The organism is Salmonirosea aquatica, assembly GCF_009296315.1.
In the GTDB taxonomy this organism is placed as follows: domain Bacteria; phylum Bacteroidota; class Bacteroidia; order Cytophagales; family Spirosomataceae; genus Salmonirosea; species Salmonirosea aquatica.
Window position 1 is genome coordinate 555,250 of record NZ_WHLY01000002.1, and the last position, 26,422, is coordinate 581,671.

33 protein-coding genes are annotated in these 26,422 nt (G+C 45.3%); 5 read left to right on the forward strand and 28 right to left on the reverse strand.

Going from position 1 to position 26,422, the window contains the following annotated elements:
• Nucleotides 1–88 precede the first annotated feature (88 nt).
• The gene (locus GBK04_RS03240; protein WP_152756794.1) at nucleotides 89–379 is read right to left on the reverse strand and encodes a hypothetical protein; all 291 of its coding nucleotides are present in this window, start codon (nucleotides 377–379) and stop codon (nucleotides 89–91) included.
• A 76-nt stretch (nucleotides 380–455) separates the two neighbouring features.
• Here GBK04_RS03240 and GBK04_RS03245 point away from each other — a divergent pair, with 76 nt between their 5' ends.
• Together GBK04_RS03245 and GBK04_RS03250 are read left to right on the forward strand one after the other, a co-directional pair.
• Nucleotides 456–1,160: a helix-turn-helix domain-containing protein gene (locus GBK04_RS03245; RefSeq protein ID WP_152756795.1), complete on the forward strand. Its 705-nt coding sequence runs from the start codon at nucleotides 456–458 to the stop codon at nucleotides 1,158–1,160.
• A gap of 350 nt (nucleotides 1,161–1,510) precedes the next feature.
• Entirely contained in the window at nucleotides 1,511–1,885 is a 375-nt protein-coding gene (locus GBK04_RS03250; protein WP_152756796.1) for a hypothetical protein, read from the forward strand.
• 139 nt (nucleotides 1,886–2,024) lie between these two features.
• Here GBK04_RS03250 and GBK04_RS03255 read toward each other — a convergent pair whose 3' ends face one another.
• From GBK04_RS03255 to GBK04_RS03285, 7 genes are all read right to left on the reverse strand, one after another.
• A complete protein-coding gene (locus GBK04_RS03255; RefSeq protein WP_152756797.1) occupies nucleotides 2,025–2,273 on the reverse strand; it encodes a hypothetical protein in 249 nt (82 codons plus the stop codon).
• Between the two features lie 319 nt (nucleotides 2,274–2,592).
• Nucleotides 2,593–3,930 (reverse strand): VapE domain-containing protein, encoded by a 1,338-nt coding sequence (locus GBK04_RS03260; protein WP_152756798.1) that lies wholly within the window; start codon nucleotides 3,928–3,930, stop codon nucleotides 2,593–2,595.
• Nucleotides 3,931–4,008: 78 nt separating this feature from the next.
• Nucleotides 4,009–4,239: a hypothetical protein gene (locus tag GBK04_RS03265; RefSeq protein WP_152756800.1), complete on the reverse strand. Its 231-nt coding sequence runs from the start codon at nucleotides 4,237–4,239 to the stop codon at nucleotides 4,009–4,011.
• A complete protein-coding gene (locus tag GBK04_RS03270; RefSeq protein ID WP_152756801.1) occupies nucleotides 4,236–4,502 on the reverse strand; it encodes a hypothetical protein in 267 nt (88 codons plus the stop codon). Before GBK04_RS03270 ends, GBK04_RS03265 begins: the two co-directional genes overlap by 4 nt.
• A gap of 405 nt (nucleotides 4,503–4,907) precedes the next feature.
• A complete protein-coding gene (locus tag GBK04_RS03275; protein ID WP_152756803.1) occupies nucleotides 4,908–5,243 on the reverse strand; it encodes a hypothetical protein in 336 nt (111 codons plus the stop codon).
• 76 nt (nucleotides 5,244–5,319) lie between these two features.
• A complete protein-coding gene (locus GBK04_RS03280) occupies nucleotides 5,320–6,315 on the reverse strand; it encodes a hypothetical protein (RefSeq protein WP_152756805.1) in 996 nt (331 codons plus the stop codon).
• A 112-nt stretch (nucleotides 6,316–6,427) separates the two neighbouring features.
• Nucleotides 6,428–7,393 (reverse strand): hypothetical protein, encoded by a 966-nt coding sequence (locus GBK04_RS03285; protein WP_152756807.1) that lies wholly within the window; start codon nucleotides 7,391–7,393, stop codon nucleotides 6,428–6,430.
• Nucleotides 7,394–7,532: 139 nt separating this feature from the next.
• Between GBK04_RS03285 and GBK04_RS03290 the strand changes: the two genes are divergently transcribed.
• On the forward strand, nucleotides 7,533–7,733 hold the full coding sequence (locus tag GBK04_RS03290; RefSeq protein ID WP_152756809.1) for a hypothetical protein: 201 nt from the start codon (nucleotides 7,533–7,535) through the stop codon (nucleotides 7,731–7,733).
• Nucleotide 7,734: 1 nt separating this feature from the next.
• On the opposite strand, the gene GBK04_RS30290 is transcribed toward GBK04_RS03290, so the two are convergent.
• From GBK04_RS30290 to GBK04_RS03365, 16 genes are all read right to left on the reverse strand, one after another.
• The gene (locus GBK04_RS30290) at nucleotides 7,735–7,908 is read right to left on the reverse strand and encodes a hypothetical protein (protein WP_373330679.1); all 174 of its coding nucleotides are present in this window, start codon (nucleotides 7,906–7,908) and stop codon (nucleotides 7,735–7,737) included.
• Between the two features lie 238 nt (nucleotides 7,909–8,146).
• Complete coding sequence (locus tag GBK04_RS03295; protein ID WP_152756811.1) at nucleotides 8,147–8,653, reverse strand: DUF6046 domain-containing protein; 507 nt, start codon at nucleotides 8,651–8,653, stop codon at nucleotides 8,147–8,149.
• Nucleotides 8,654–8,751: 98 nt separating this feature from the next.
• Nucleotides 8,752–9,075 carry a hypothetical protein gene (locus GBK04_RS03300; protein ID WP_152756813.1) on the reverse strand — a complete coding sequence of 108 codons (324 nt, stop codon included), beginning with the start codon at nucleotides 9,073–9,075 and terminating at the stop codon, nucleotides 8,752–8,754.
• 9 nt (nucleotides 9,076–9,084) lie between these two features.
• Nucleotides 9,085–9,414 (reverse strand): helix-turn-helix domain-containing protein, encoded by a 330-nt coding sequence (locus GBK04_RS03305; RefSeq protein ID WP_152756815.1) that lies wholly within the window; start codon nucleotides 9,412–9,414, stop codon nucleotides 9,085–9,087.
• 328 nt (nucleotides 9,415–9,742) lie between these two features.
• Nucleotides 9,743–11,203 carry a hypothetical protein gene (locus GBK04_RS03310; protein WP_152756817.1) on the reverse strand — a complete coding sequence of 487 codons (1,461 nt, stop codon included), beginning with the start codon at nucleotides 11,201–11,203 and terminating at the stop codon, nucleotides 9,743–9,745.
• 125 nt (nucleotides 11,204–11,328) lie between these two features.
• Nucleotides 11,329–11,772: a hypothetical protein gene (locus tag GBK04_RS03315; protein WP_373330680.1), complete on the reverse strand. Its 444-nt coding sequence runs from the start codon at nucleotides 11,770–11,772 to the stop codon at nucleotides 11,329–11,331.
• Nucleotides 11,769–12,140 (reverse strand): hypothetical protein, encoded by a 372-nt coding sequence (locus GBK04_RS03320; RefSeq protein ID WP_152756821.1) that lies wholly within the window; start codon nucleotides 12,138–12,140, stop codon nucleotides 11,769–11,771. Before GBK04_RS03320 ends, GBK04_RS03315 begins: the two co-directional genes overlap by 4 nt.
• Nucleotides 12,137–12,448, reverse strand: coding sequence for a helix-turn-helix domain-containing protein (locus tag GBK04_RS03325; RefSeq protein WP_152756823.1), 312 nt, complete (start codon nucleotides 12,446–12,448; stop codon nucleotides 12,137–12,139). The genes GBK04_RS03320 and GBK04_RS03325 overlap by 4 nt, the downstream gene beginning before the upstream one ends.
• 96 nt (nucleotides 12,449–12,544) lie before the next feature.
• Nucleotides 12,545–13,231 carry a hypothetical protein gene (locus GBK04_RS03330; RefSeq protein ID WP_152756825.1) on the reverse strand — a complete coding sequence of 229 codons (687 nt, stop codon included), beginning with the start codon at nucleotides 13,229–13,231 and terminating at the stop codon, nucleotides 12,545–12,547.
• Between the two features lie 132 nt (nucleotides 13,232–13,363).
• Nucleotides 13,364–14,665, reverse strand: coding sequence for a site-specific integrase (locus GBK04_RS03335; RefSeq protein WP_152756827.1), 1,302 nt, complete (start codon nucleotides 14,663–14,665; stop codon nucleotides 13,364–13,366).
• 518 nt (nucleotides 14,666–15,183) lie between these two features.
• Nucleotides 15,184–16,857, reverse strand: a complete 1,674-nt coding sequence (locus GBK04_RS03340; RefSeq protein WP_152756829.1) for a S41 family peptidase — start codon at nucleotides 16,855–16,857, stop codon at nucleotides 15,184–15,186.
• Nucleotides 16,858–16,882: 25 nt separating this feature from the next.
• On the reverse strand, nucleotides 16,883–17,308 hold the full coding sequence (locus GBK04_RS03345) for a hypothetical protein (RefSeq protein WP_152756831.1): 426 nt from the start codon (nucleotides 17,306–17,308) through the stop codon (nucleotides 16,883–16,885).
• A gap of 46 nt (nucleotides 17,309–17,354) precedes the next feature.
• Nucleotides 17,355–17,804: a hypothetical protein gene (locus GBK04_RS03350; protein ID WP_152756832.1), complete on the reverse strand. Its 450-nt coding sequence runs from the start codon at nucleotides 17,802–17,804 to the stop codon at nucleotides 17,355–17,357.
• Entirely contained in the window at nucleotides 17,801–18,400 is a 600-nt protein-coding gene (locus tag GBK04_RS03355; protein WP_152756834.1) for an RNA polymerase sigma factor, read from the reverse strand. The genes GBK04_RS03350 and GBK04_RS03355 overlap by 4 nt, the downstream gene beginning before the upstream one ends.
• 761 nt (nucleotides 18,401–19,161) lie before the next feature.
• A complete protein-coding gene (locus GBK04_RS03360; RefSeq protein ID WP_152756836.1) occupies nucleotides 19,162–19,602 on the reverse strand; it encodes a hypothetical protein in 441 nt (146 codons plus the stop codon).
• Nucleotides 19,603–19,836: 234 nt separating this feature from the next.
• Nucleotides 19,837–20,385, reverse strand: coding sequence for a DsrE family protein (locus GBK04_RS03365; RefSeq protein ID WP_373330681.1), 549 nt, complete (start codon nucleotides 20,383–20,385; stop codon nucleotides 19,837–19,839).
• 166 nt (nucleotides 20,386–20,551) lie between these two features.
• Between GBK04_RS03365 and GBK04_RS30295 the strand changes: the two genes are divergently transcribed.
• Nucleotides 20,552–21,073: an AGE family epimerase/isomerase gene (locus GBK04_RS30295; protein ID WP_373330682.1), complete on the forward strand. Its 522-nt coding sequence runs from the start codon at nucleotides 20,552–20,554 to the stop codon at nucleotides 21,071–21,073.
• Nucleotides 21,074–21,096: 23 nt separating this feature from the next.
• On the forward strand, nucleotides 21,097–21,726 hold the full coding sequence (locus GBK04_RS30300; protein WP_373330683.1) for an AGE family epimerase/isomerase: 630 nt from the start codon (nucleotides 21,097–21,099) through the stop codon (nucleotides 21,724–21,726).
• A gap of 81 nt (nucleotides 21,727–21,807) precedes the next feature.
• Here GBK04_RS30300 and GBK04_RS03375 read toward each other — a convergent pair whose 3' ends face one another.
• The 4 genes from GBK04_RS03375 to GBK04_RS03390 form a co-directional block, all read right to left on the reverse strand.
• A complete protein-coding gene (locus GBK04_RS03375; protein ID WP_152756838.1) occupies nucleotides 21,808–22,554 on the reverse strand; it encodes a hypothetical protein in 747 nt (248 codons plus the stop codon).
• 23 nt (nucleotides 22,555–22,577) lie between these two features.
• The gene (locus tag GBK04_RS03380) at nucleotides 22,578–24,839 is read right to left on the reverse strand and encodes a S9 family peptidase (RefSeq protein WP_152756840.1); all 2,262 of its coding nucleotides are present in this window, start codon (nucleotides 24,837–24,839) and stop codon (nucleotides 22,578–22,580) included.
• A 146-nt stretch (nucleotides 24,840–24,985) separates the two neighbouring features.
• On the reverse strand, nucleotides 24,986–26,032 hold the full coding sequence (locus GBK04_RS03385) for an adenylate/guanylate cyclase domain-containing protein (protein ID WP_152756842.1): 1,047 nt from the start codon (nucleotides 26,030–26,032) through the stop codon (nucleotides 24,986–24,988).
• Nucleotides 26,029–26,415, reverse strand: a complete 387-nt coding sequence (locus GBK04_RS03390; protein ID WP_152756844.1) for a response regulator — start codon at nucleotides 26,413–26,415, stop codon at nucleotides 26,029–26,031. The genes GBK04_RS03385 and GBK04_RS03390 overlap by 4 nt, the downstream gene beginning before the upstream one ends.
• Between the last annotated feature and the right edge of the window lie 7 nt (nucleotides 26,416–26,422).

Genomic DNA, 26,422 nt, shown 5'->3' on the forward strand with positions numbered 1-26,422 from the left:
TAAATAATCTGGTTTGGTTAACAGGTGTTTACACACATGCCCGGCACTATTGCAAGTAGTGGCCGCGCAGAAAAGCCCGGCACTGTGACTAGTTCCGGGCTTTTTCATTGGTAATGAGTTGATTAAATGGGACATTGAAGAACTTAGAAAGCGCAAGGATCTCTGAAGCCTTTGGCTCCTGCTTACCTTTCACTAGCTGCCAGAACCGAATTCGGTTGATTTCCATACTCTCGTAGAAATCCTTTGTAGGGCGAAACTTTGATTTTGTCCCTGCCTCGTAGTCTTGAATGACCGTTTTCAGGGGCGTTTGGATGGTTGTTTGATTGGCCATAAATTGAATAGTTGATTTATAGGTCCAAATATAGACTAAATAAGCCATTATTCAATTGTAATAGTCCATAAAAATGTATATTAAAGTCCTTTTGATAGACTTTTAAGTACATTACCTTTGATTTATGGGAATACCAGAGAGAATCAAAGCTATCAGAGAGGGGAAGCGAATCAAGCAAATTGATGTTGCAACCTCTCTGAATTTAGACCCCTCCTATTACGCCCGGCTTGAAAAACGAGGGAGTAAAATGACTTTGGATCAACTTCAAAGCATAGCGGATGCTTTGGGGGTGTCCCTGGGGGAGGTGTTAGGAATAGAGAGTAATACGGATAAAGTAGAGAAAGCCAAGGTCAAGGCGTTGGAACATCGTATAATGGAGCTGGAGGAATTGGCTTCTTTACATCGGGAGCGCTACGACAAACTGATGGGGGCAGTTAGTTGGCATATAGCTTCTATAATTACAGAGGTTCGAGAGGAAATGACTGAAATGGCCTTTAAGAAAGGGTTTCTCAATGAAAGCAATATAGATGGGTACTTCGTGATGGAAAAGAATGAGGATGGTACTTATAAGGACTTCTATTTTGACGAGTCCTTAGATGAGAAGTACGACCTCTACCTAGATTTTTTCATTTCCAACTTACTTACGGAGCAACAACTAATTCAATTGATGCATCAGCTCTCGGCGCATCTTATGGAGGGCCTGAGCTTTATTGGAAACGCCGATTTGTTTACAGATAATAAATTAAAGAGGGCTTACAATATGATGACTTCCGAAATATTCGGTAAGGAATCTAGGCTATATGGGGAGAAGGAAAATGAAACTAGCTAGTGTACCTAATACTGCCTGGCTAATCGCAAAAGCAAGGGCACAAATCAGGGTATACCCCACCAAAAAAGGGTATATAGCTAATGTGTTAAAAATGAATTAGTTATGACTGTAAGACACCTTTCTAAGTGTGGCCCTAGGGTATAAATTAGGGTATAGGCCAGAAAATAGGCGAGGTAAATAATTGAAACATAGCGGGTTAGGTAGAGTTAAATAAATCCCGTCCGGACCGCCAACACATAGCCTAACAGTCTAATATTTAGATGGTTAGGCTTTTTTCATTTTCAGCGGGGACGGGTCAGGGGACGGAATTTAGCGATTCGTCCTATTTTCACTATTCCAACGCTTCTATCATGGAACAGCCTCCACAGAATCAAAACCTTACTCCTCAGCAGTCAGATACCAATACTGCCAGCGAACTTTTTAGGCTGTTTATGGAAATGAACTTGGCTAAGGCAGAAAGCGAACTAGAGTTTGATAAGCTGAGGATCGAGCTAGAAAAAGCAAGGTTAGAAGCCGAGCAAAAGACCGAACTACAAAATAAGCTTTATGGATGGGGGTTGGTGGTAATGGCTATGGCTGCTTATACAGCACTACTTTGGTATGGTAAGGCATCTGAGGGGTACGGGGTATTGATAACTGCTATTGTTACCTCAGCCTTATCCGGAATTTTTAAAGGCATTGTAGGGAGAAAGCGTAAAGGTTCAGGAACCGACGTTGAAAACTGACCCACCATCTATTAACCCGAACTATTTTAACCCGAACCATTCAGCTTTGAAAGGTAGGGAGAGCGGCCAGCCGCCAGGCCTGATCTCTCCTCCCTAAATGCCCCAATAGGTCGCGTTAAATAGTTCCCGGTTAAATTCCTTACAGCTTCCAGACTCTCAGCCGTACATTGTTCCCATTGTCGAACAAATGCCAGGCCGCCCGGATGTTCCAGCCTTTGGAATCGAAGCGGTTTAGCAGATCGATACTATGCCCCAAATCATGGACTTTGTACACCAGCAGCTTGTTTTTTGTACCGTCCGGGGCATCAGCATAGAACTTTACTCGTTCCGTGGGTAGGTTGGCCGGATTTTGGCCCGTTTTTACCCGATTTTGGGCTTGATTTGCCATATTTTAGCCGCTTTTTGGTGCATTTTTACCCCTTTTTTGGCCTTTTTTAAACCTATCTACCTGAATGATAAAAGGTTGTGAAAATGCAGATGATGAAAAAAATATCTTTTTAAAATGCGTTTTTATCTTACCATCTTACCCAAATGGGTTTAAGTATCTGTTTTTCAGCACAGTACAGCGGGTAAGTTCAGAAAACCTATCTTACCCATCTATACCATGTTACCCGGTACTCTCTCTATTCTTTGGGTAACTTCGGGTAAGATTGGGTAAGATGAATATCTTTCAAGTTACCCGGCATAACCCACTGTTTTACAGTTTTTTACTGACTGCTGGGTAAGATGGTAAGATGATTCTCAATAATTTCAGAAATAATCTTCTTTTGAGCCCTCACGTAATAGCCGTATACGTGGCGTTTTTCGCGCTTGAAACCTAGAAAGGTCAAGGCCCGGCCAATCATTACCGAGTTGAGCTTTACGGTTCCAGCCGTGGCCGCTGTCAGGCTCCTAAGTATGTCCGTGGAGGTCAGGAAATAAACGCCTATCTCATCGCGGCCAGCCGGGACCAGGTACTTAGCTATGGTTTCTATTTCGGGCGTAGCTTTCTGATAGGCTTTGTTCCGCTGTTCTACCTCCTCCACTTCCGAGCGGGTCAGCTCCATTGATTCCCCAGCCAGCAAAAGGGCGTAGGCTTGCGCCCATACGCGGTTTATATCCACGTTCCAGGCGTAGCCTTGTTTGCCGCCCGAATCGTGGCGTATACCGCTGATTTCAAACACCAGCCAGCGCACGTTTCCGGTCACATCGTTGAGAAATTCGCGTTCATTGAGCGTACCGAAAAAACTAGCGTAACGACTTTGCCGGGCATCCTTTACGGCATAGTGGCCACGTACTTTGGTGTCTGCCTGGCTGAATAGTGTTTTTACCCGACTGGCATCGGCTTTGTTGAGGTCGTGCAGCTCATCGAGGTTGATCAATATGTTTTGGCTGAGGGCTAGGGTACTATCCTTATGGTCGAGCGGTGGATTCTCTTTGTAGTAGTCGACCAGGGCCGGAGGGCATAGGTACCGGATGAAGGAGGTTTTACCGTCGTGCTGTTCACCCAGCAGTACAAAGCAATGCTTATTGAAGGGCAACCGACGCAAGGCACAAGCTACCGTCCTTATCAGATGTTTCCTCAGCATCCGGTCAAACCATGCCTGATCTTTGGCCACTACATAGCCGCTTAGTTGGCTGATGTAGTCGCGGGTACCATCCCAGGGGGGCAAGGTCGTAAAGTAGTCCTCAAACGGGTTGTAGCGGCTGCAAAGGTCTTTGGTACGTACCAAGTCGCTGAGGTAGGTTTTGTACGATTTAAAGCCCATCTCAGCTAGTTCTATCCGCAATTCGGGCAAAGCTTGCTCCTCATCGAGCGGCACGAACACGGTTTTTGCTTTCTGGCTCCTGAATTCTACTTCTTTGGTCACTTCGTTGTACCGGAATTGGTAGTGCTCTTTGAGGTACCTTTTTAGGAGCTTGACCGGGGCCAAATTGGGCGCGGTATCCTCAGCAGCCGTGGCGGGTTCTTTTTTGCCGTTGAGGGGCTTTTTAGCGGTTTTGGCTTGTGTGGAGCCGTTGATAGTTTTTGCAGCCGTGGAGGGCTGTTTTATAGGCGATTTCATAGGGTATGAATAGAAAGAGGGTCAAGCCCTCAGCCGATGGCCGGGGGCTTGACACGTGGAGGAAAAGAATTCAGATGGCTAGGCTTTGGCGGTGGTAGCCGCTTCCAGCTTATCAAAGAATTCGTTTAAGGTTTCGTAGCAATGCCAGATGGTAAGGCGTTGGTTTACGTCGGTTCCGTCCGTCAAATGGGAGCTTAACCAGCCTTCAAACAGTTCGGTGAGCTGGACTTTGTACTCTTTGGGGTCTTGCATATCCCAAAGCAAGTCTACAGCCTCCAGGGCGATTTTAGAGTCAGGGGCCGTTCTCATTGGTTGGTTCCCTCCTTTCTGGCTTGGATGGCCTTTAATTCCTCAAAGAAGGAATGTAAATCCCGGAACGTGGCGAATAGGTCACTCAGTTTGGGATTGTTGCCCTCATTGGCCTGATTGACCATAAAGCCCGTAAAAATGGCCCAAAGGTCGTTTTGCCAGGCATGGGGGTTTTGTTGTTGGAGTAGGTTGTCTACTAATTGCCCGTAGGCAATGGGGAGAGTACCCAGGCCAGCAGGCCGGGCGGATTGGGTGTTTGACATGACACTATTAGGCGTTAAAGTGTTGGTTCACGGCAACAAAAAATACGGTGCCGAACTCCGTATGCCTAACCCTGTCACGGGTGAAGGTCTTCAAACCTTCTACGGAGACGACACCGTATCAATCGGTATCATCACAGAAATGAAAAGACAATAAAAAAACCACGACTGAAAGCCGGGGCGGTTTGCACCGCGTGACAGGTAATTAGGCACTTCAAAGTAGGAGACTATTTCCGACACTTGCAAGCCGTGGCCCTGAAAACCTGCGCAAATATATCTGAAAACGCCCAGCGGGGCCGCTACCGTTGGCTAAATAAGTTTGTACAGCGTCCGGGCTAATCCCAGTTCGCAAGGGTCAGAAATGGCAAAGAGCGGCCAATGACAGCCGCTCTTTCTAAATACTACTTCTTAAAATGTAGGCTCTTTAAATAAAACTCTCCCATCTTTTGTATCTATAATTTCTACAACTTCAAAAGATTGATAGCTTTCTACATAATTCTTCCTTATGTACTTTGTTATTTCCTCTTCTACACTATTCTCAAAGACTAGTTCTGAGTTATACATGAACTCTTTTTCTACTTTCAGCAATTCAAGATGTTGATCTTTAAATTGTCGTGGCTCAATTATTCGATAATAAGCAACAACTTTACTTCTTTTAACTTGTTCATTATTAAACGTTTCCATCTGAATACTTTTTTGGTACGGGTATGCTAAGCGTAACGCCCATAAAAAAGTTTCTTTCAAGGAGGAAATTTAATTAAGGTCGTTATCGGAGCCATTACCTAAATCCAAAGATTATTCTGTTGAGGAAGGGGCAATACTAGGATTGGTCAGGAAATTTTCGATTGCAGTAATTGTCTAATGCTTGAAACTCGTTTTTCAAATTGATTAACTGAATGGTTAGGTCTTCTGAATACTGTTTAAGGTTAATAGCGATTTTATTAGAGACTGATTCCAATAAAATATTTGTTTTTTTTAGCTTACAGGCCACATTAAACATTTCTCTGATATTGTTAGATAAGCCCTTTTTCTCAACATTAAGGTATAAATCAATTATCGGGGTAGCTACTTTATTGATAATTGCTTGATGGTCTGAGTTATTAGCTTTTAGAATGTTTGTAAGGTCAGACATTATTTGTTCAACCATGTCAAATACATCATCAAAACTAAATTCTTGTAATTCAGATTCTTCTAGGTATTTTATATTCAATAATTTAAGTTTTTCAATATTATCCCTAAATTCATCTTTATTCTTAATTTCAAGTTTATTTGCTTTTCTAATTGATCGGTCAATTACTAATCTAACACCCTCAATATAATCCAGACTACTGTAAAATCTTAATATTCCATGTCCAGGTATATGATTTTTATAGGCATGGAAATGTAGCTCTCTATCAATACTATTTGTTACTCTCTCTAAGTTATTTGGAGGTGTTTTTAGTAAGGAAGGAATCTTACTCCTATTTTTTTCAAAGTCTCTGTTGAATTGATTTAGGTTATTTATATAATCTTCCGTAAACCAAATAGAGCTTCTGACTAAATAGTGTAAATAGATCAATCTTTCATTCTCCAAGTCATTTTTTGCCTTTAATTCTTTTTCTTTCTCCTCGCCCCTCTGCCTGGCTTCTTTCTCTTTTTCCTCAGCCCTAGCTCTGTTCTCTTTCTCTCTATCGGCTTTAAGTGTCTCGCGAAAAACTCGAAAGGTCACATAGGCACCGATACCCGCACCCACGACGGCAATGATAAAATCTTGGATGAATGATCCCTCATCCCCGTAGAACTCACCGGACTTAAAAACAAGATCAAAGAGTAGCATAGTATGGCAGGGTTTAGAGGTCTGAGCCCTAAATATATCAATTACTGGCTGAGGAAGCCACCAAAGCACCAAAAGCGGCTACCAAGGTAAAGGTATTATCACATCAACACCATCAGACAGGAAATTTTTCTTTACAAAATTCACTCAATGGCTTATATGCTTTAATGATCTTAGCAAGCTCCTTTTCAATGCTCTCGTAATATGATGTCATTTTGTCCCTATAACTTTCATTCAACGCAATCATGGGAATAGAAAGATCAATAATCTTATTAGCAGATATACCTAAATCGCGGTATTCATTAGATATTAATGTGGAATTTTCATAATAAAATTGGCTTAATGGGTTTACTACTGAATCAATAAATAGCTGTGTAATTGAAGTGGTTTCAGTTGAAAGGCGATCTTGGTTTTGAATGGCTTTGCGTACTACTTGGCATTCTTTGGGGTATAGCGACTGCTTTTCCTTTAAAGTATTTTGATAAATTTTTAATAAAGAGGTTAGATTCAACAACTCCTTAATTAGCTCATCCTTTGGTATATTGTAATTCTTTAGAGTTAATTCTCTTCCATTTTCTATCCCTATTCTTATACGTTCAAAATAATCGAAAGTTGAAAAAATGATGAATATATTTTGATCTTTTACTTGATTCCGATAGGCGTGAAAATGGTTTTCCCTATCAATGTCATATACTATTCTTTTCAAATCATTTGTAAAGGGTAAATTTATGGGAGGTATCTCTATTGGTTGGGCTTCAAGCTCCTTACGAAAATTATTAATAGCCACTAATAAGTTTTTCATAAAATTTATGGAGCGTTCTATTAAATTACTTAGATACAATAGCCTTTCACTTTCCAAGTCATTTTTTGCCCGTAACTCCTTTTCTTGCTCCTCGTTTCTCTGCCTGGCTTCTTTTTCCCTATCAGCTTTAAGTGTTTCACGGAATACCCTATATGTTACATAGGCACCAATACCCGCCCCCAGTGCCGCCGTAAATACTGGAATAATATAATCTTTCCAAAATGATCCCTCATCCCCGTAGAACTCACCGGATTTAAAGACAATATCAAAGAGTAGCATAGTATGGCAGGGTTTACGATTCTGAGCCCTAAATATATCGATTACTGGCTGAGGAAGCCACCAACACAGCAAAAGCGGCCATTAAAGCCGCTTTTTTCGTATCTTAGTGATCCTTTTACAACTACTCAAAACCTCGCCAATGGAGAACGAAATGAACCCCTATGCAGACCAGGACGGAAAGCCGCTACCCGGTAAAATCGCTGATTTTTTGGAATGGAGCGACCAACAATATGAACGCTATCTTACTACGCTTTCTAATGAGGAAAGGGAAAAGGAGGTAAGGCTACGAGAAAAGCGGCAAGCACGGATACAATCACAAATAAGCGTCAGTATCGTTTAATTCAGGCATTTTTGTACACGCCTTTTTGAAATACGATGGCTTCAACCGTCAGCCGGGCAAGGGCATATTTGGGTATCAGCTTTTCTACAATGATTTCATGCCGGAACCCTTTTTGGTATTGTTCGCGGTACTCCTCCCTCATCTTACGGTTCCGTAGAATTCGCCTTTCGTCCATTTTTGTACGGTCTTAGATTGTTATACTGGTTAAAAATACACCGATTACCCCGAATCCCCAATCTTTGCCGCCAAATTCCACGTACACGCCACGAACACCTGTTTTAGCACCCACCCAGCCAAAAATTTAAAGACCGTTCAAATGCCGTTTAAACGCGTTTAACGGACCGATTTGCAAAAAGGCCGTTGAAATCGAGCAATGGCCTTTTTGATGCAAAATATTTTCGGGCTGATCCCGGCTATTTTAAAAGCACTTCTAACGGCGTATCGGAAAACCCTTTTATACTGTACCGCTGGTAACTGATCCCCTCAGTAGGTGGAAAATCATAGTCAGTTATAGCAATATACCGGATACCTACAGCGTCAGTAATGCCGGAACTCATGTAAACGGGGCCTGTATGAGTACACAAATTTGTCAAGCGGCTGATGAGCTCTCTTGGTAGTTCCTCTTCCTCATCATTGTGGAGCATTCCGGTAATTATGATTTCGTAATCGTCCTTTGCCCAGAGTTCTTTCACACTTCCGGGCTTGATCGGCTTAGTACTGTCAACTTTGGCAATAGTACGCCTGGTAATGACATTACGGCCACGTATCGAAATGGTTGGCTCTATGGGTAGGAGCCACTTATCCGAGCCGTTGAGCTTTAAGCCCAGATATACGGGCATTTGCATTGTTACGCCCGTTTCTTTCACCGCTATCCGGTCGAAGGATTGCAGATTGTTGGGGAATTCTATGAAATTTTCCATTGATAAAAATCGGTTTTCGACAAAAATTAGAATATAAAGTTTTTAGCTCTTTTTAAAAGGCTTGCGCGTCCTTACGGCTTACGCCTGACTTCCCGGTTCTACGGGGTACCTACCCGGCTGAGGAGCAGTAAATCAAACTTCTGTTTGGCTATGTTGGGTACCTTTTTGTACATCGTACACACCAGCTTTTTGAATTCTTCCAGCCCATAGCCGGTATCAAGCCGGGCAATCCATTCATTCACCTGATCCAGCGTCAAAACCCGAATATCCAGGCACCGGCGTTTGCCCATCGGTACGCCTTTGAGGTCAATTTCGTAATCCCGGCCTATTACGTACTTTTTGGGGTTGTGGAGCCGGAACGTCGTGAAGTTGTCCGTATACAACTTCCCGTTCCAATTGTAGGAGAAACCTATCTTTTCCATTGGTCAGTTTTAAGGGTTTTGAAATTGTTCGTTTGCCGCCAAATTCGCCTTGTGCCGCTTCATGTAGTTGTAAACGGTAGCCCTACTTACTTTGAGGGCTTTGGCTATCTCCTCATACGTTTTTCCGGCTTCGTGAAGTTCGTAGGCCCGTTGCTCTACGGTCTTCACGCTGAGTTTATCTTGCCATCGGTTTTTTTGGCTATACCGCTCTACCGTTCGGGCTGACAGGTCTAGCAGCTTTCCCACTTCCCGGCAACTCAGGCCCATTGCGTAGTATTTGAAGGCTTGCGCTTCCAAATCGCTTTGAAAGGCTTTGTGCAGCTTATTTGTCTGTTTCATTGCGTACTCTCTTTTGAGGTTATACTGAAATTATAGAAATTCTCACTTTGGGGGTGTCGGAAGGAGCAACGTACACAACTGCGTATTTTTTTAGATTAAAATTGATACGAAACTCCGCTACCCCTATACCCGGAAAGGCGTCGGTTCTTCCCTATTTATTGGCCGATTTGGGGCAAATTGGGCTGCAAAAGGCAGGTTTTGCCGGGTGTTGAGGTAGTCAATTGTGCTCATTGCGTACTTTCTTAAACGATACTTAAACAGCGTTTAAAATTGTATTAAAAAAGCGTCAACAACCATAATATTTAGGGCTGATTTTCAGCATTTTATCCTACTTAGACGATATTGAACGCATACGCTCCCGAAACTGGGGCATATTACACTTGGTGAGCCGTTCTAGGTAGTCGCGGCCTTCGGTATCGGTCAGGTTTTCGGGCGGTTCGCTCAGTACCTCCACCCGAACCACTGTATCAAGCCATTCCCGCGAAACGGCTATTTCCGAACTATGCAGGGTGTCACAGAATTGATTGCCTTCGTCATTGATGGCATGGTACGTAATCCGTACATACTGGTTTTTGGCTTGCGCTCTCATCACTTGGTATCGTTTGGTTTTTCGTTGGTTACTGTCTTGGTTGCGGCAATGCCGGGCGTGTCGATGGCCGTTGTACTTTTCCGAGCAAAACCGGCTTTGGGAACGTTGGCCGGATATGTCTTTTCCACAGGATGCACACACCCGGATTTTTAAGGTTTTCGACAAATTTTTATATGAAGGTTCTTTTTCTTCTTTTCCGACTGTTTCACCCAAACATTTAAAGGGTGAAATAGTCGGGTTTTTGTCTGCTTCACCTTCTATGCAAACCCGGTGAAAAAGTCGGGCTTTTGGTGCTTCCTGAAACAGCCCTAACCACGTGGTATTGATGGCATTGAGCAGGGCATGGCCATAGTCGAACGCGTTGGACTTTTTCAATAGCCGGGGTAGTTGCTCCCTCATCTCGTACCGTTGGCTTTTGTCGAATGCCCTCCATTTGTCCCGGTCGCGGAATAGGCCGTACCGAGCTTGCTCCCGATCGGTCAGTAAATCGAGCGTCGCGTCAATATCCACGAATACAATCTTTTCCAGCACTCCCACCAAGGCACCCAGCAGCGAGCGCACGGTATCAATTTCCGTAAGGTCGGCCAGAGTCTGGATACCGTAGGATTTCAGCCAGCGCATTTTATTAACCTTGACCTCATACCTCAGCAGGTTCTTTGCATCGGGTTTTGGTTGCGCGGGATACTCAGTAAAGCTCTGTATCACCTTGTCATAGAGCTTTATATCATACTCATAGAAAGGGCACAGCCTACCCAGCGACGGACGACGGGCGTTGATGATCTCAAAGGTTTTGTCTTTATAGGCAATCACCGACGTTAGAACTTTCTTGACCGGAAAGGGCAATTCCAGGTTAACGCCTACCTCTATACCTTCAATGACCGATTGCCCAGGTACCAAGCCAAATTTGGCGGTCAGCTCCTCAATGACGGTGAGTAGTTGATGGTAATGGAATTGGTCTGAGTTGTGGGTACCCTCATTGCTGTACTTGTGAGTTGATCCCCTCAGCGTCATGGATGAGGTACCATCGGCACGTGGCGTAATCTCAAAGACCAGGCTTTTGTACGTGGCCTTCATCACTCCATCAATGGGTTTGCCCGTTCGGGGATTGACCTTGACGGCAAACCGTCCGGTCAATTCGCTACTATCCAGCCAGGTAGACGGATCTACGCCAAAAATTCTTAAATCTACAGAATCGATCACGGCACTATCGGGAGCAAGTCAGGGGTAATTTGGAGTTGAGGGAGTAAGGGCGTAGCTTTGTCCTATCCTTGACTGATCATTCAGTGAAGTTTTAGACAATATTCAGAAAGCCCGTAGGTACTTACTTACGGGCTTTCTTTTGCTACGGGTAGCGGTTTGAGCCGCTGAGGTTGGGCCGGGCCTTTGCGCCAATAGCCGGGCGCGTTGGCTTCGGCTTCATTTAGGATAACCGTCAAAGTCTCCAACGCTTCAGACAATAAGCCTTCAATTTCATTATAGGTGAGCAGGTCAAATTGCTCTATAATGGACTCATTGTATAGCAAAGAGGCTACTCTTTTTATACAGCTATCCGCGTAGGAAAGGCCGGATTTGTGGCAGCGGAGGGAGTTGCTGTAAGGTTGGTGTGGATAATCTTCTAGTATCCTTTCCATCTGAGCGCAGGGTCTACGTACCGAGCGTTTCATGCGCATTTGTAGTGCGACGGTTGGCAGTTCATCCAACGCCTTTTGTATGTGGTGAACTTTGGAACGGTAGATTCCAGGAGCAGGGCATTTGATGAATTTTTTCATAGTGTATCAGCCCCTCCCTCAGCTTTAAACAAGGTTTTCACCTCTACCAGGCATTCCAATGCATCTTCCAGCAGCTCACCGACTAGCACCACATCAGCGGGTCCAAAGTCCTCTTTCCAAAGCACCGCCAATGCCGTGGATACAAACCCATCCGCACAGTAAACCAGAATCTTACCAGCTTCAACCGGAACCGGGCAAATGCCCATCGGGTAGGCATCAAGCAGGCTCACGACGCTGATAAATAGGGGTAGGTAATCGGTACCAGGGGTAGCGGTTCGGCTTTCGAGTTCCGGCAGTTCGACAACGGCCAATTCCACGTAGGAGGTCTTACGGTCGAGCATGGATGAAATGAAGGTGCAATTTTTCACGGCTTCATTCCTCCTTTCCCGGCACTCTTAGCCGCTGAAATTACCTCACTTTTTAGGTAGCGTACTTGGTTGCCAATATGGTGAGGGGTCAAAATCCCGGTTTCAGGCTTGGACCAGGCCCAAACCGTCACTTTGGACACTTTCAGAAAAGCGGCCACTTCCTTTTGGGTTAGGAATTCATCAGCAGGTACCGAGGGTTTAACGGTACGGCTGATCTGTTGTAAAGCCTGTTCAAGGCTTGCGAACTTGGAAACGATATAATCGGCTTCCAGGTGTTGAATTTGAGTGCTGACAATGGGCTGTTGCATTGGGCAAGTGTTTTGTTAAACGATGGCCCAAAACAATACAGTTTTAAACTTGCTTTAAGGTTCGGTACGGTGTACACCTAACTATTTAAAGAAACGTTAGGATATTTCTTTTACATCGGGAATCCTGAAACGCTTCTGCTTTTCCTCACTTAATCGTTTATCACTATCGGGGTTGAGGGCTTGGCGTAGATTGTCGGTGCTTTTTATTCCCGAAAAAGCCTGTTTGAGTAATTCAGAAAAGGCAGTGTAATCTATCTCTCCATCTGATTTTTGAGGAACCTTGATATAACCCTTACTTGCCAGTTCATACATGATATAACCTAACGCGCGTTGACTTGCAATCCATTCTATTTTTTCTATTTCCGGGCCACTGTCTTGATATTGCTCATGTACCTGATTCAAATATTGGATAAAGTCCCAACCACCCAAGTCCTCTCCCAAATTGTCAATTATGCGCAGCCTATCGCTTTCATTGTCTGTGGTCACACTTATAGGCGTAAATGTATTAGCACTGTAAGTTTTGGCAAAGTGGTAATCAAAACCATTTTCTAACCATTCTTCCAACATCTTAATAGGGGAAAGACTAGTTGCTAAGTTACTGTCAAGCATGCCTTTATGACTCTTAAGCCATTCTTTCCGAAGGTATTGAATCATTTCTTTCTCATCATCGGATGGAAAGAATGGCTTTATTTTGCCTATGAAATTACCATCAAACCTCCCATCATTTTTAAGAGACAAAAGAAGGTTGTAATACTTACCTACATTCGGTTGCTGAGTATTCATAAATCCAAAGATTATTTTGCTGAGGGAGGATAAAAAGGTGTGGCCGTGGCCTTACCTGGCTAGGAGCCGGGCCGGGTATCGGTCCAAGGGGGCTAGATTTTGCCTAGGGTACCAAAGAAAGTTTGGTTTGGACTAGTTAGCGATGGCAAAGAAAGGCCGGCTTTGATTCTCCCAGGCATCCGCTATAATTTGGGCGTGTTCTTCTCCCGATAGCTTGATATATTTCAGGAAATTGCTTTCCGTCTTATGCCCGGTGAGCTTCATAATTGTTACCGTGGGAATTCTCATCCAATAGGCATTGGTAGCAAATGACCTACGGGCGGTATGAGTGCTAACGAGTTCCCATTTTTCGAAAGTCTTGGTAATCTGTTGCCCGGCTATGGTCATGGACTTAGATACGGAATCGTTAAGCCCAGTCAATCTGCAAACCTCTTTGATGTAATTGTTCATCTTCTGGTTTGATATTGCACGAGGCAACTCACCGTCATACCGTTCAAAAATGGCCTTTACGGTTGGGTGACAAGGAATAACTACTTTACCCTTAGTTTTTTGCATTGGCATTCTTATCAGTCCCTTAGCATCTATCATGCTAGGTCTAAGGGTAACTAGGTCCGAAAACCGTAAACCAGTCCAGCAGCCCACCAAAAACAAATCCCTGACTTTTTCCAATCGCGTATTTTCTGAAAGGTCGTAATCTGCCAGGGATTGCAGTTCCTCAGCGTTGAGGTAGATGTTTTCAGACTCTTCTTTGAGGGTTTTAAAGTGCAAGCTTTTGTAATCTAGCTTCGTATTTACACCCTCAGCCGTAGCATCATTGAGAAACGTTTTTAAGGTGCGGATGTATTTACCTATGGTATTGTGTGCAAACCTCTTTTCATTGGTCAGATACCCTTTGAAATCGTTGTAGAATTTTAAATCAATGGTATCGAAGTCAAGCGGCCTACGGTAAATCGTTGCAAAGTCTTGTAGAACAGCAAAGACGGTTTTGTACTTCTGGATTGTTTCAGCACTGATTTTTTGGTCAGTAACTGGATTTTCACGTTCAGGGGCATTCCTGATAAATTCCCGGATGAAGGTAAAAAGGCCGGGTTCCGTAGGAGCGGGTTTCGGGGGTTCGGGCCTTACGATCTCCAAGAGCCCAGCTTTTAAGGTTTCCTTGCTGAGGGTCTGGCTTGTCTGCAAGTCGATGAATAGCCTTTTGGCTTCCGTTTCGATCCGGGAAAGAAAGGCATTGATTGAATCCTTACCGGTAGCGGCCACCACATTACGAACCCGGTTTTTCTTTATGTCCCAATGGGCGGGTAAGACCTTCACGCCTGTACTGATCTTGATACGGTCGTTATTGAACCGCTGAATAAGGCTGATTGGTTGCTCGGTTTTGGAGTTAGGTTCACGGAGCACGAACGTAACCGAGTTTTTGGTTTCCTTGGACATGATTTCAGTATGATGTTTTAGACGCTCACAAATATATTAAAAATCCGTCCCCGAAAAAGGGGTTAGGGACGGATTCGGGGACGGAATATCTTAATTTATTGTAATAGCTTTGAATCTGTTTTAATAATCAGTAAAATAAAAATATACCTCACTTGATTAAAAAAGCCGATTTTTCCCCCTTTTTGGTGAAATGGCAAAAAGTGCAAATTTACTGGGTTACAGTCCCGTCCGGACCGCAAAAGCCCCTCAGTTCAAACTGAGGGGCTTTTTCTTTCTCACATGTGCCCGAATTTTCCAACAAACGGGTACATTCCATATCAGACTTGTGTCTATAGTCTCATTGCTTTTTGTATCATCCAGTCAAGATATAAAAACAATAAGAATCAGCCTTAAAACTGGAGCGAGGACTATACTATACAAAGTCAATCTCTAGATTTATTTGACCATACATATCGATAACATTTAGATATCTTGTGGCAGTACTGCATTTGAAATATTTTATCAGAATTATTAATGGATTAATATTTTTGATTTGCTAAATCTATTGCCATTTGAAGCTGTACATCCTTTCCTATTGCTAAATCTTCAACCGTTGGAATTACTTGATAATCAGGCATCACTCCCCGATCGGTAAAATAAACCTTTTTGACATCATTGGTATATTTAAGCTTGGGAATTATAACCTGAATCTTACTATTGGGCAATTCGACCTTGACGGTTTGACCAGAAGTATTCCCATAGTACCCTCCCCCCGTTTCTTCGCCAATGAACACTCCGCGCCCATTACTTTTGGCAATGGCGCAAAAGTCAGATGTGGTCGAAAATGATAAGCCATTTATCAGGAAATAAACATTTCCTTTGAAACTGGAATCTTGGGGTTCGACCCATCCTAAAAGCGGGTTGTCTGCTAAGGTAAACTTCTTACTATTCGTCTGGATTGAGGAATAATACTTGAACGGGCTTTTAGCGATATACGAATACAAAAGTGCTCCATTCGTATCCTCACCTCCAGCATTACCGCGTACATCAATGGTCAGATTTTGGATACCCTTCTCCGAAATAGTCTCAAAGGCCTCATCTAAAAAATGCTTGAAGTCCTGTCCAGACCTCTTGATTCGGTTTTGGTCGAAGGTCTTGATAGTTAATATGGCTGTGCCATTTTTAGGGTACTGAACATCCAGATCCTTTGTACTGTTAGTGGAATTTTTTATTTTACATTCAAAATCCGTTGCAAATGCTGCGCTAACGGAAATGTTTTTTATAACACCCGTAAGCGTTTTATATTGAACTAAAAATGATTCATGATTTCCAAAAATCCAGTTGTAGAGAAAAGGAAAAGCTCCATTGTTATTCAATGTTTGTGCCTTCTTGGTTTCAATACTTCCGTCCGAAGGCAAGTACCTGAATAATGCACGCTTGATCTGGCCTACGGGCTGACCATTGATGGATAGAATCTCAGTTCCAACCGGAAAATGCTTGTCATTCTGGCAACTTATCAAAGCTTTCTGATCCACAAAATACAGGTATAGCGGAAACAGCTTAACATGCTCCAAATAACTATTCACCAACAGGGAGGAAATATTGGTACCGGTATGACCATCCTGAATCGCACTGGTGATGAAAAGTATTTTTTTTCCAAAATCAAGCTGGGTAAGCGGCTTGTTGATTGAAAGCAAGCAACTGTCCAGGAGCCTATCCAATTTTTCTCTGTCTTGATAGCGGTACAGGCCAGCATGCTCGCTTCGAAGCGATTCCCTGAAAACCACAAAATCCATGGCCAGCAATTCGGGCGCAATGAATTTTGTGGAATCAGAAATCCTTGTTAGAACTGAGGTCTTTTCACCAGTAGAAATCCGCGTGAGGCACGTGTCCTTATCATTTAATAGAATATTGAAATCATACTGTCGACGGGGCTCGACATCAAAAGAGATGGAATCTATATCTGTATAAAAAGTAATAGTTTTTTTAACATCCGAGGGTAAGGAAAAATAAACATCGGGTTTTATTTCCGGCGATAAATTCCAAATTCCCTCCTGTATTACATACCCATCTTTGATAGTCACGTTTTGCGATGTTGCCCTAATCATTGGGAGATTTCCTTGGGATAAACAGGTGGTATTAATTAACAGAGTTAATACTACCAGGACATAGATAGCCCTTACCCATTGTGGGTTGAGTTGAGTGAATTTCATGTTGAGGTTTATTTAATTGTAGATGTTAATGAGCAGATTTTCTGAGATAGTAAAAGAAAACAAGGAAACCCGCGGCCGTGCTAAAAGCCAGAATTGCAGCAGAATGAATCCCCAAAGGACGTGCAAAGTGAACAAGGGTCAGTCCGATCCCTAGGGCTGTAAATACCGAAACCCATTTCATACTCGACCGACCTGTCTTTGGTTTTAGAATTGCATTTGCGACCTCTTCAGGTACCCTCAATTCTAGTATCTTATTTTTTAGACGATAGTCAAAAAATTGTTTGACCACTTCTAAGATAAATAGCAACAGGACACCTGTGGAGAGGAGAGCCAGGCAAATCTTTATCATCTCCTGATCAAAAAATGCCATATGCTCACTCTGGGCCCTCGCCAAATAGGGTAATATTGTAAGACAAATAATATACGGTATCTTTTTCATTTTTCTTTTCATGATTTATAAGTAATTAGACCGGGCGGTCGCATTTATGTTGCAAAAACTAGTTGTAATCTAACATTCGCACTTTCATCCTAAAATCACCATACAAATCGAGAACCAAAAACAAGAGCATGCAAACACCCGTGATGCCAACTAGGTAGGCGAGTATAGGTGTGATAGAATAGATTGCTCCTATCAGTTCGTTTCGAAAAAAATATAGGTTTGAACCAATCAGAATGATACTTATGGCCATGATTGAGGAAACGAGCAATTTATCCAATCTATCTTCGGATTTGGATTGAAGAAGCTGAGTCATGACAACGTCCTGCAAACAGAAGTCAAATGCAGGTTTAGGCTGGCTATGCACTCCTTCAAACAATACTGCATATAATTGCGCTTTTCTTTTGCAGTCTTCACAAAGTTGCATGTGTTTGGCCACCCGATCCTCAAGAGTGTCTTTTTGTAATACAAATTGTTGTATATCATTATCTGAAACATGATCGTCATTCATAAGGCATCCTTTTTATAAACTAATATCAATTGATCTCTCAACGTTTTCCTGGCTCTGAATAAATAGCTCTTGACTGTTCCTTCAGGAAGTTGAACAATAGTGGCGATTTCAGCATAACTCAGGTCCTCATGGTGGTAGAGGGTGATGAGTGTTTTATATACGGGGGAAAGCTTGTCAATTTCTTTGGACAGTATCCTGGAAAGCTCATCATTCATAATTTTTTTTTCAACCAAATTTTCAAATAGCTCCGGTAGTCCATCCGATTCTTCCTCTACTGCGGATGCGTTAATCAAGTTGTCAAATAGGAATAGTTTCTTCTTCTCCAGGTAGTTCAGGCAGGTGTTGTATGTGATCTGCCAAATCCAAGTGGAAAGTTTGGACTGGAATTTGAAACGGCTCAAATTATGGAATACTTTAAGGTAGACGTCTTGTGCGATATCCTTGCGGTCTTCTAGATTCGGGATCATTTTAAAAATAATTTGGGCTACTATTCCCTCAGTATCTTCAATAATGTACCTGAAGGCACCCGTATCGCCACCTAGCACCCTGGCTACCAAAAGCTGGTCTGTCAATCTGTTGCCTTTTGTTTCATCCATCAATTTGATTTGACAGCGGTGCGATCAGAAAGTTGCAAAAGCAAGGTGCAGGATCAGTATTTTGCGGGTAGCATATAAATTCCACCAGCAAAACGACACTCTGACCCCAAATTGTGAATTTAAAAATAATGACCCTGTTTTCTATATCGTGGATGAAATCCGTGGTATAATGATCAAGTGATCCTAGCAGGAGAAAAAAGGCAAAAAGTATAGAGTAAAACAGCGTCATCTGAAGGCATGAGGCTGCACTTAAATTCGTATGTGCAGCCTAGCTTGCTCTCCGGATTGGTACAAGTTTTCCCCAGATACCTAAGAAATTCATTTCCGAGTGGTTTTATTGCCTTATATATCGATACAGCCATAAGTGAATACTTGCATATTCAGCTCCTAAACATATTCCAAAATCATTATAAAATACGCTAAACCCAATGAATAGTGGATTTTATCATTAAGATCTTCTTCGAAAAAAATATTCTTTGAACTACTCAAAAACAACCTTTGGCATAATGGTAGTTGGTAGCCTGGCAACGAACAGTCGGTACCTTGCCTTCCCTCCCGAGATAATGTATAAGGGAATCACGAGGTTCTCTGATGAATATGTGAAACCGCCCGGACCGCAAAAAAAAGCATCTCAATTTGAGATGCTTTTTTCGTTTTATGCAGGTACCCTTCCGCAAAACCCTGGATTGGTAGGGCCACAGTTTACTATTCCTAGGTCTGTAGGTTAGACACCAGGGCTACAGATTAAGAGTAGGCTACCTTTATTGAAGGGCCAGGTATTCTCTCGAGGCAACTTTCAAATCTTCGGCCATAGAATCTCCTAAGATTCCCTCCTGTAACGCAGCCAGCCTTGTATTGATCACTACAAACCGCCTGGGGATTCGCAGGGAGACATCGCCACCTGACACTTGAGTGTTGAACACATACCTTTGTTGGGAATTCGTAACCGGGTGGAACCGCTGAGAGGTTTGCGGAGAAGGCGGGGCAGAGAAGTCATGGATGGTGGCTCCCATGCCCGCAAGGACAACTGTGCCCAGAAGCACAGTTTTTTTGAAAACAGTTTTCATTTCGAAATGTATCTTAGTGTGTGTAGGCTCCTGATTACCTGTTCTTAAAGAAAGAGTAACCAGTGAAGCAACAAAGATACATTTTATTTTTAAAATCAAACACCTTTCCCCCTTAACCCCGGCCGGTATTTTCATTTTACTGATCCCGAGTCGTCCAAATCTGGGCACCGGATGTGCGTTTAGTGTCTAGTTGCCCCATGCAAATAGTCCTGAGTCCGCCAAGGGTCCCGCCCAAATCTGATACAATGCAAAGGTACCCCGGTAAGACCAGCGTTCTACATGATTAAAAAGGAAATGTGTTTCTTCCCCAGGGCTCTCAGCCAGCCTAACGACCCCACAAGGTACCCTGTTGCAGTTCAAAAGGACAGTTTACGGCATGCTCAACACGGCGTACCCTTTCAATTGGTAGGTCGTGGTGGCAATCAGGGCGGCGTGGGTGACCTTGATATTCGGGTTGCGGGGGGTATCGGTGTAGCCGCGCATCCGCAAAGACTGACCACAAATAAAGAATTCAACGCCCTTGCCGGCCAATTCGTCGATCAGCGCCGTGTTGGGATTAGGTACCCCGAACTCCTTTTTGTAGGCCTCATCGGTCATGATCAAGGGGGTACCTTTGAAATGCACCACCACCACCATCTTGATTTTGTCGGCAGGAATACCCGCTTCGGAATAGGCGTTGAACAGGCGGGCCACGCGGTCGAGACCCGGGTTGAGTTCATTGGGTTTTTCGGGCCCTACCATCAGATCGCCCACGATTTTGTAAGCCATCGACGGATCGGCTACTGCCACGGCTTCGGGTACGGGAAACACCCCACCCCCGTTCTTGATCACGGGAAATTCTTTGGTTTGTGCCTGCGTTTCCACGGCATTCAGGCAAAGGGCCAGTAGCATCAGCCCGAAGGCGGTCAAGGTTTTCATAAATTGTCGATTAGAGAAGGTTGAATGAATTTCTTTTCCAGGTACCCTAAGGTACCCGATTCCAGTAGAAATGTAAGGCAAAATTTCCAACGGGGAGGTTAATTTCTGCCTTCCTAAGTAATTTTATTTCGCCTGACCCTTTTTCATACAATCAAATCCCCGCTTTATGCCCGCCACATTTACCGCCGAAGCGTTTGCCACCGAATTGAAACGCATCCTGAGCTACTGGGAAAAGTACGGGCCCGATCCCGACCGGGGAGGCATTTACGGTCAGGTCACGTACGACAACGTCCCGAAACCGGACGCTCCCCGTTCGGTGGTCGTCAACGGACGCATCCTCTGGACTTTTTCGATGGCCCATCGGCTATTTCCGTCCCCTTCCTACAAGAAACTAGCCGACCGGGCTTTTGGGTACCTGGCAGAACATTTTTTTGACGAAAAGAACGGCGGAGTGTACTGGTCGGTCACGGCGGAAGGCAAGCCACTGGAAACCGTCAAACAGATGTACGGACAGGCGTTTGCCATGTACGGATTGAGCGAGTACTACCGGATTTCCAAATCTGCGGAAGTTTTAAAACTGGCGCGGGGACTTTTTGAATATATCGAAAAATATGCTTTTGATGCGAACGAGGGGGGTACCTTGAGGCGGTGGGACGGGAGGGTCAACCGATCGAGAACTACATTCTGAGCCAGGCCCCCTACCTCAAAAGCATGAACACCCACCTGCACCTCATCGAAGCCTACACCAACCTGTACGTGGTGTGGCCCGATGCGCTGCTCCGGCAACGGATCAAGGGCATGATGGGGGCCATTCTGGGTCATATCGTGGATCCTGAAACGAACCGGATGAAGTTGTTTTTCACCAAAGACTGGAAGCCGAAAAGCAATACGATTTCGTACGGGCACGACATTGAAGCTTCGTGGCTGCTGTACGAAACCGCCGAAATACTGAAAGATGAGGAAATGCTGCACTGGGTACACGAGCGCTGCCTGAAAATGGCCGAAGCCGCCACCTCGGGCCTGAGTCCGGACGGAGCGCTCAACTATGAATATGATCCCGAAACCAAACATACCCAAACCGATCGGAGCTGGTGGGTCATGGCCGAGCAGATCGTGGGATTTTACAACGCCTACCAGCTAAGCCACGAGGAAAAATACAAAAAAATGGCCGAACGCAGTTGGGACTATACCTATGACAAATTTGTGGATCGGGAACGGGGCGAGTGGTACTCTACCGTCAAGGAAGACGGCACGGCGGTAAAAGGCGATAAAATCCATTTCTGGAAAGGCCCCTACCACAACGCCCGGGCCTGCGCCGAGATGTGGCGGCGACTGAGTTGAGAGTGAGAGTTCACTCTGACAATCTCGCAGTTCCAACACCCTGTCTCCCAAAACTGTCCGCCGTCCACTATCCACTGTCCACTAAAAAGAATTGTAATGCTCAAAGAGCCGCACAAGATTGGTGCGCTCTTTGAGATCGAGGTCGTTGGTTTTCAGAAATGCTTCCATTTCCCTGGCCTTGTCGGGCATAAACTCCAGAATAGATTTCTTGGTGGGTTTTACCTTTTCCGCCTTGCCGTCTTTCAGCACGTAGTAGTCGGCATCGAGCAGAATACGGGTATCTTTCGTACCTACTTCAAAGGCCGCATTGTAGGTAGGCTTCTTTACGATGGTCCGGGGTAGAGCGGCCAGGGTGACTTTACCGGGTACCAGGATTTCGTAAAAACCGGTCGGTTGCTTGTCGGTTTTATACAATTGCGTGTTCAGGAAGTAGGCAGGTTTCCCGGCTTTTTCTAATGAAAATACTTTGATCTGACTACCCTGCAAGGCTTTCACATCATTGAAGGTGTTCAGCAGGATTTCGATTTCGTTGAAATGCACGTTGTAGCGCATCGCCAGCCCCGAGAGCGTGTCGATCGCCTTTCCGCCAATCGGTTGGATGCTCTGGTAGAGCTTCACATTGCCCTTCGTCCATAGCGTATCCAGGTAGATTTCACCCACCACTTCACCTTTATTGGCCGAGGCCACGCCCCATAGCGTTCCCGTGGTCGGAATTTTCAACCCTTCCATGTTGATCTGATCACGGGTCGTGTTGAGCATTTGCATCTGGTTTTGGGCCAAGGTACCTGCACCAAACAGACTAAGCAGACAAACCAACAACTTTCTCATGGCCAAGGGGTAGGTTGAACGCATTAATTGGGTCCGTTGGCTGTGCCTTTTGCTCCTGAGACAGACGAAGGCGTGGTAGCTCCGGTAGTATTCCCTGCGACAGCAGCACCCGGAGGGCACTTCTCTTTCAGGAATTTGGTGAACAGCGTAGCCAGGTGCCGGGAGGTACCTTCACCTTCGTAGATGCCGTGTGAGCGGTTGGGATAAGGCATGTATTGGAACTGCCGGTTGTATTTGATCAACTCATTCAGGAGCATTTCAGCGTTCTGATAATGTACGTTATCGTCGCCCGTACCGTGGATATAGAGGAGATTACCCCGCAGATTTTTGGCGTAGGTGATCGGCGATCCTTTCACAAAATCTTCAAGATTTTCCTGAGGCAAGCCCATGTACCGCTCCTGATAAATGTTATCGTAGGTCAGTTGGTTGGCCACGGCGGCTACCGCGATGCCCGTCTGGAACATATCAGGATATTGAAACAGCAGGTTCAGCGTCGAAGAGCCTCCCCCACTCCATCCATGCACGGCCACACGACTGGTATCGACGAAGGGAAATTTCTCAAAAATCGCCTTGGCGCCCATCGCCATGTCGCGGATATTGATCGTACCGATGCTACGGTAGATGGATTTGCGCCACTCCCTGCCTTTGGGCATGGGGGTACCCCGGTTGTCGACGGCGGCATAGATGTAGCCATCATCGGCCATGTTGCCCAGGTACAGGCGGTTGCGCCCGGTACCGAAGCGGTCGATGACCTGGCTACCGGCGGGTTCGCCGTACACCGTGAATACGATGGGGTACTTTTTAGTGGGGTCGAAGTTGGTGGGTTTCACCATCCAGGCATCGGCTTCGACACCATCGGCGGTTTTTACTTTAAAAAATTCAATGTTGATATCAGCGCGTTGAGGAGCCTTCATGCCTTTCTCTACGCTGGCGTTTGGATCCAGGGAAGCGTGGGTAGCGAGCGTGATCCACTCCGTGATGGGGTAGATGCGGGCGCTGGAAAACGTATGGCGGGCAAAGGTACCATTCGGAGCCAGGTCGTAGCTGTGGGTACCTGCCTGAGCCGCCGGGCTGACCCGTTCGGCGGTACCCGTACCGTCGAGTTTTGTACGGTAGAGGTACGACTGCGTGGCGTTGTCGGGCGAGGCCATGAAGTAGTAAGCATTGTTTTTCTCATCGATCAGCACCGGGCTGATCATGTCGTAGTTGCCCTTCGTGACGAGCGTTTCCTGCTTGCCGTCGCGGCTCACGCGGTAGGTGTGCCGCCAACCGTCCTTTTCGCTCACCCACAGAAACTCCTTGCCGCCATTGAGCCAGTCCCAGCCTACCGGGCTGTCGGCCCAGCGGCTTTTGATATCGATCCAGGCCTTGTCAGTCTCGGTATAAAACGGCGTCGACTTGCCGGTTTTAGTATTGATGTAAAACAGGGTACTTTCATTCTGCTTGCGGTTGAGCTGCTGGATCACCAGTTCCTGGGGATTACCCGCGTACTCCATGCGAGGTACGTAGGTGTTCTGCGGATCGCCGGGAATGGCCATCCAGTTGGTTTTGGCCGAGGCAATATCCACCACTCCGATTCGGTAAGGAGAAGGGGTCTCGCCCACCTTGGGGTACTCTACGGGAACTGTAAAGGAATAGATGGAATCGGTATTATCGATCATCAAAAAGTTACGGATTTTCCGGGCGTCCAGCTGCCAGTAGGCAATGGACTTGCTGTCGGGGCTCCAGCGGAAGCCGTCGCGGCAGTCGAACTCTTCTTCATAAGCCCAGTCGAAGGTACCGTTGATGATGCGGTCGGTACCATCCTGCGTCAGGGCTTTGCTCTGTCCGCCCTTCACGTCTTCCACATAAATGTTGTGTTCGCTTACATAAGCTACCTTCTGGCCATCGGGCGAGATTTTAGCAAACATCAGCGAAGATTCAGGGCGATTTTTCCCGATCTGGGTCAGGGTATTGTTAGTGCGATCCAGTAGCCAATAATCCCCGCGCGTATCGTAGCGCCATACCCGCTGCGAATTCGTGTAAATCAGTATTTTGTCGCCTTTTTCAGAAAGCGTATAGCTCCTGATTTTGAGGGGCGTTGTGCTGCCTTTAGGAGTCAATTGGGCTTTGGAAACGATGGTTTCGCTGGTTTGGCCCGGCAGCTTTACCTCCATGATTACCTCGCCATCAGAATCGCGGAAACCGCTGCCGTCGGACAACCACTGGAAGGTATCGGGAATTTGAGCAAAGGCCGTGGTGATGCTTGTAAGCAGCAGCAGGAGAAATACTGAGATTTGTTTCATAAATACTAGTTGACATGGGCCATTTGGCTTACTGAGGTTGCCAAAGGATAGCCCGTTAGGTTGCTTGCTGGGGTATTATTATAAAATCAGAAACTAAACTAAAAGCGGTTAGTGCCCATATCGAACGTCCTAAATCCGGTATACATCTACTCCACCACCTCATAAACCCGAACCGGATTGGCTTTGTTCTTCAACTCCACCATCCCTACCTCGGCGCACACAAACGATTCCTTCACCTGCTCGTATGCACCCTGACTGATGACGATTTGTCCCGGCTGAGCCACCGATTGGAAGCGCTGAGCCATGTTGACGCTATCACCAATGACGGTGTAGTCCAGGCGACGCAGCTTGGCCGAACCGATATTGCCACTGATCACCTCACCGGAATTGATTCCGATCGCCACTTTGGGCAGGTAGGTGAATTCCGAGCTGATTTCTTCCTTGACGGCGTTGATTTTGGCCCGTATGGCCAGCGAAGCCTCAATGGCACGGTCGAGCTGGTACTCGTCGCGAAAAACCGCCATGACGGCATCTCCCATGAACTTGTCCACGTAGCCGCCCTGCGCAATGATTTCCTCCACCATCACATCGAAATACTTGTTGATGAGCCGTACCACCACATCGGGGGGTACCTTCTCCGAGATTGCCGTGAAACCACAAATATCGATAAAAAGTACCGTTGCTTCTACGGTTTCGTTGGCCGTGATGACGTTTTCATATTCGCCGCCCGTCATGAAATCCAGCACGTTATGGTCAACGTACATTTTCAGGATATTATTCTCCTTGATGGCCTGCACTGTTCTTTTCAGCTGTTGAATATGGTTAATGGTTTTTTCTATGGTCACGCCCAAATCCTTGAAATCCACGGGCTTAGTCACAAAATCGAATGCTCCTCGGTTCATGGCCGTACGGATTTTCTCCATATCCCCATAGGCCGACACCATCACCGCTTTCAGGATGGGGCTAAGGTCGTGGAGCTTGAGGAGCAGCGTCAGGCCGTCCATCTTGGGCATATTGATGTCGGTCAGCACGAGCTCGATCTCGGGGTGTTCGCTGAGTTTTTCGAGGGCGTCCTCGCCGTCGTAAGCAAATTCAAATTCGTATTTCTGTTCCCGGATTTCCTTCCTGAATTTCTGCTTGATCAATGATTGCAAGTCGGTTTCGTCATCCACAACCAGGATTTTCGTGGTCATAGGGTTTCCAGTTTTTCTTTGAGTATTGAGAAATCCAGCGGCTTGGTCAAAAAGTCATTGGCCCCGTTCCGGATCGCCTGCTGATAATAGTCGTCATCGTTGTAGGCGGTGATCATCATTACTTTCGGGTGGGGCGAAGGATGGTCCACACGGATTTTTTTCAATAATTCAATGCCGCTCATGCCCGGCATATTGATATCCGAGAGAATCAATACGACTTCCGAAGCGTGGTCTTGCATGAAATTCAGCGCCTCTTCTCCCGAAAAGGCGAAAGAGAAGTCCAGTTCACCCCGGCGGATTTCCCGCCGGAACTTCATTTCAAAAAGCGATTTGATATCCTGCTCGTCATCTACAACCAAAATCTTGGTGTGTTCGTTTTCCATAGTCTGC

Excerpts from the sequence above, each read along its gene's own strand:
- GBK04_RS03240 (WP_152756794.1), bottom strand. The coding sequence starts at position 379 with ATGGCTTATTTAGTCTATATTTGGACCTATAAATCAACTATTCAATTT.
- GBK04_RS03245 (WP_152756795.1), top strand. The coding sequence starts at position 456 with ATGGGAATACCAGAGAGAATCAAAGCTATCAGAGAGGGGAAGCGAATC.
- GBK04_RS03250 (WP_152756796.1), top strand. The coding sequence starts at position 1,511 with ATGGAACAGCCTCCACAGAATCAAAACCTTACTCCTCAGCAGTCAGAT.
- GBK04_RS03255 (WP_152756797.1), bottom strand. The coding sequence starts at position 2,273 with ATGGCAAATCAAGCCCAAAATCGGGTAAAAACGGGCCAAAATCCGGCC.
- GBK04_RS03260 (WP_152756798.1), bottom strand. The coding sequence starts at position 3,930 with ATGAAATCGCCTATAAAACAGCCCTCCACGGCTGCAAAAACTATCAAC.
- GBK04_RS03265 (WP_152756800.1), bottom strand. The coding sequence starts at position 4,239 with ATGAGAACGGCCCCTGACTCTAAAATCGCCCTGGAGGCTGTAGACTTG.
- GBK04_RS03270 (WP_152756801.1), bottom strand. The coding sequence starts at position 4,502 with ATGTCAAACACCCAATCCGCCCGGCCTGCTGGCCTGGGTACTCTCCCC.
- GBK04_RS03280 (WP_152756805.1), bottom strand. The coding sequence starts at position 6,315 with ATGCTACTCTTTGATCTTGTTTTTAAGTCCGGTGAGTTCTACGGGGAT.
- GBK04_RS03285 (WP_152756807.1), bottom strand. The coding sequence starts at position 7,393 with ATGCTACTCTTTGATATTGTCTTTAAATCCGGTGAGTTCTACGGGGAT.
- GBK04_RS03290 (WP_152756809.1), top strand. The coding sequence starts at position 7,533 with ATGGAGAACGAAATGAACCCCTATGCAGACCAGGACGGAAAGCCGCTA.
- GBK04_RS30290 (WP_373330679.1), bottom strand. The coding sequence starts at position 7,908 with ATGGACGAAAGGCGAATTCTACGGAACCGTAAGATGAGGGAGGAGTAC.
- GBK04_RS03295 (WP_152756811.1), bottom strand. The coding sequence starts at position 8,653 with ATGGAAAATTTCATAGAATTCCCCAACAATCTGCAATCCTTCGACCGG.
- GBK04_RS03300 (WP_152756813.1), bottom strand. The coding sequence starts at position 9,075 with ATGGAAAAGATAGGTTTCTCCTACAATTGGAACGGGAAGTTGTATACG.
- GBK04_RS03305 (WP_152756815.1), bottom strand. The coding sequence starts at position 9,414 with ATGAAACAGACAAATAAGCTGCACAAAGCCTTTCAAAGCGATTTGGAA.
- GBK04_RS03315 (WP_373330680.1), bottom strand. The coding sequence starts at position 11,772 with ATGAAAAAATTCATCAAATGCCCTGCTCCTGGAATCTACCGTTCCAAA.
- GBK04_RS03325 (WP_152756823.1), bottom strand. The coding sequence starts at position 12,448 with ATGCAACAGCCCATTGTCAGCACTCAAATTCAACACCTGGAAGCCGAT.
- GBK04_RS03330 (WP_152756825.1), bottom strand. The coding sequence starts at position 13,231 with ATGAATACTCAGCAACCGAATGTAGGTAAGTATTACAACCTTCTTTTG.
- GBK04_RS03335 (WP_152756827.1), bottom strand. The coding sequence starts at position 14,665 with ATGTCCAAGGAAACCAAAAACTCGGTTACGTTCGTGCTCCGTGAACCT.
- GBK04_RS03340 (WP_152756829.1), bottom strand. The coding sequence starts at position 16,857 with ATGAAATTCACTCAACTCAACCCACAATGGGTAAGGGCTATCTATGTC.
- GBK04_RS03345 (WP_152756831.1), bottom strand. The coding sequence starts at position 17,308 with ATGAAAAGAAAAATGAAAAAGATACCGTATATTATTTGTCTTACAATA.
- GBK04_RS03350 (WP_152756832.1), bottom strand. The coding sequence starts at position 17,804 with ATGAATGACGATCATGTTTCAGATAATGATATACAACAATTTGTATTA.
- GBK04_RS03355 (WP_152756834.1), bottom strand. The coding sequence starts at position 18,400 with ATGGATGAAACAAAAGGCAACAGATTGACAGACCAGCTTTTGGTAGCC.
- GBK04_RS03360 (WP_152756836.1), bottom strand. The coding sequence starts at position 19,602 with ATGAAAATACCGGCCGGGGTTAAGGGGGAAAGGTGTTTGATTTTAAAA.
- GBK04_RS03365 (WP_373330681.1), bottom strand. The coding sequence starts at position 20,385 with ATGAAAACCTTGACCGCCTTCGGGCTGATGCTACTGGCCCTTTGCCTG.
- GBK04_RS30295 (WP_373330682.1), top strand. The coding sequence starts at position 20,552 with ATGCCCGCCACATTTACCGCCGAAGCGTTTGCCACCGAATTGAAACGC.
- GBK04_RS30300 (WP_373330683.1), top strand. The coding sequence starts at position 21,097 with ATGAACACCCACCTGCACCTCATCGAAGCCTACACCAACCTGTACGTG.
- GBK04_RS03375 (WP_152756838.1), bottom strand. The coding sequence starts at position 22,554 with ATGAGAAAGTTGTTGGTTTGTCTGCTTAGTCTGTTTGGTGCAGGTACC.
- GBK04_RS03380 (WP_152756840.1), bottom strand. The coding sequence starts at position 24,839 with ATGAAACAAATCTCAGTATTTCTCCTGCTGCTGCTTACAAGCATCACC.
- GBK04_RS03385 (WP_152756842.1), bottom strand. The coding sequence starts at position 26,032 with ATGACCACGAAAATCCTGGTTGTGGATGACGAAACCGACTTGCAATCA.
- GBK04_RS03390 (WP_152756844.1), bottom strand. The coding sequence starts at position 26,415 with ATGGAAAACGAACACACCAAGATTTTGGTTGTAGATGACGAGCAGGAT.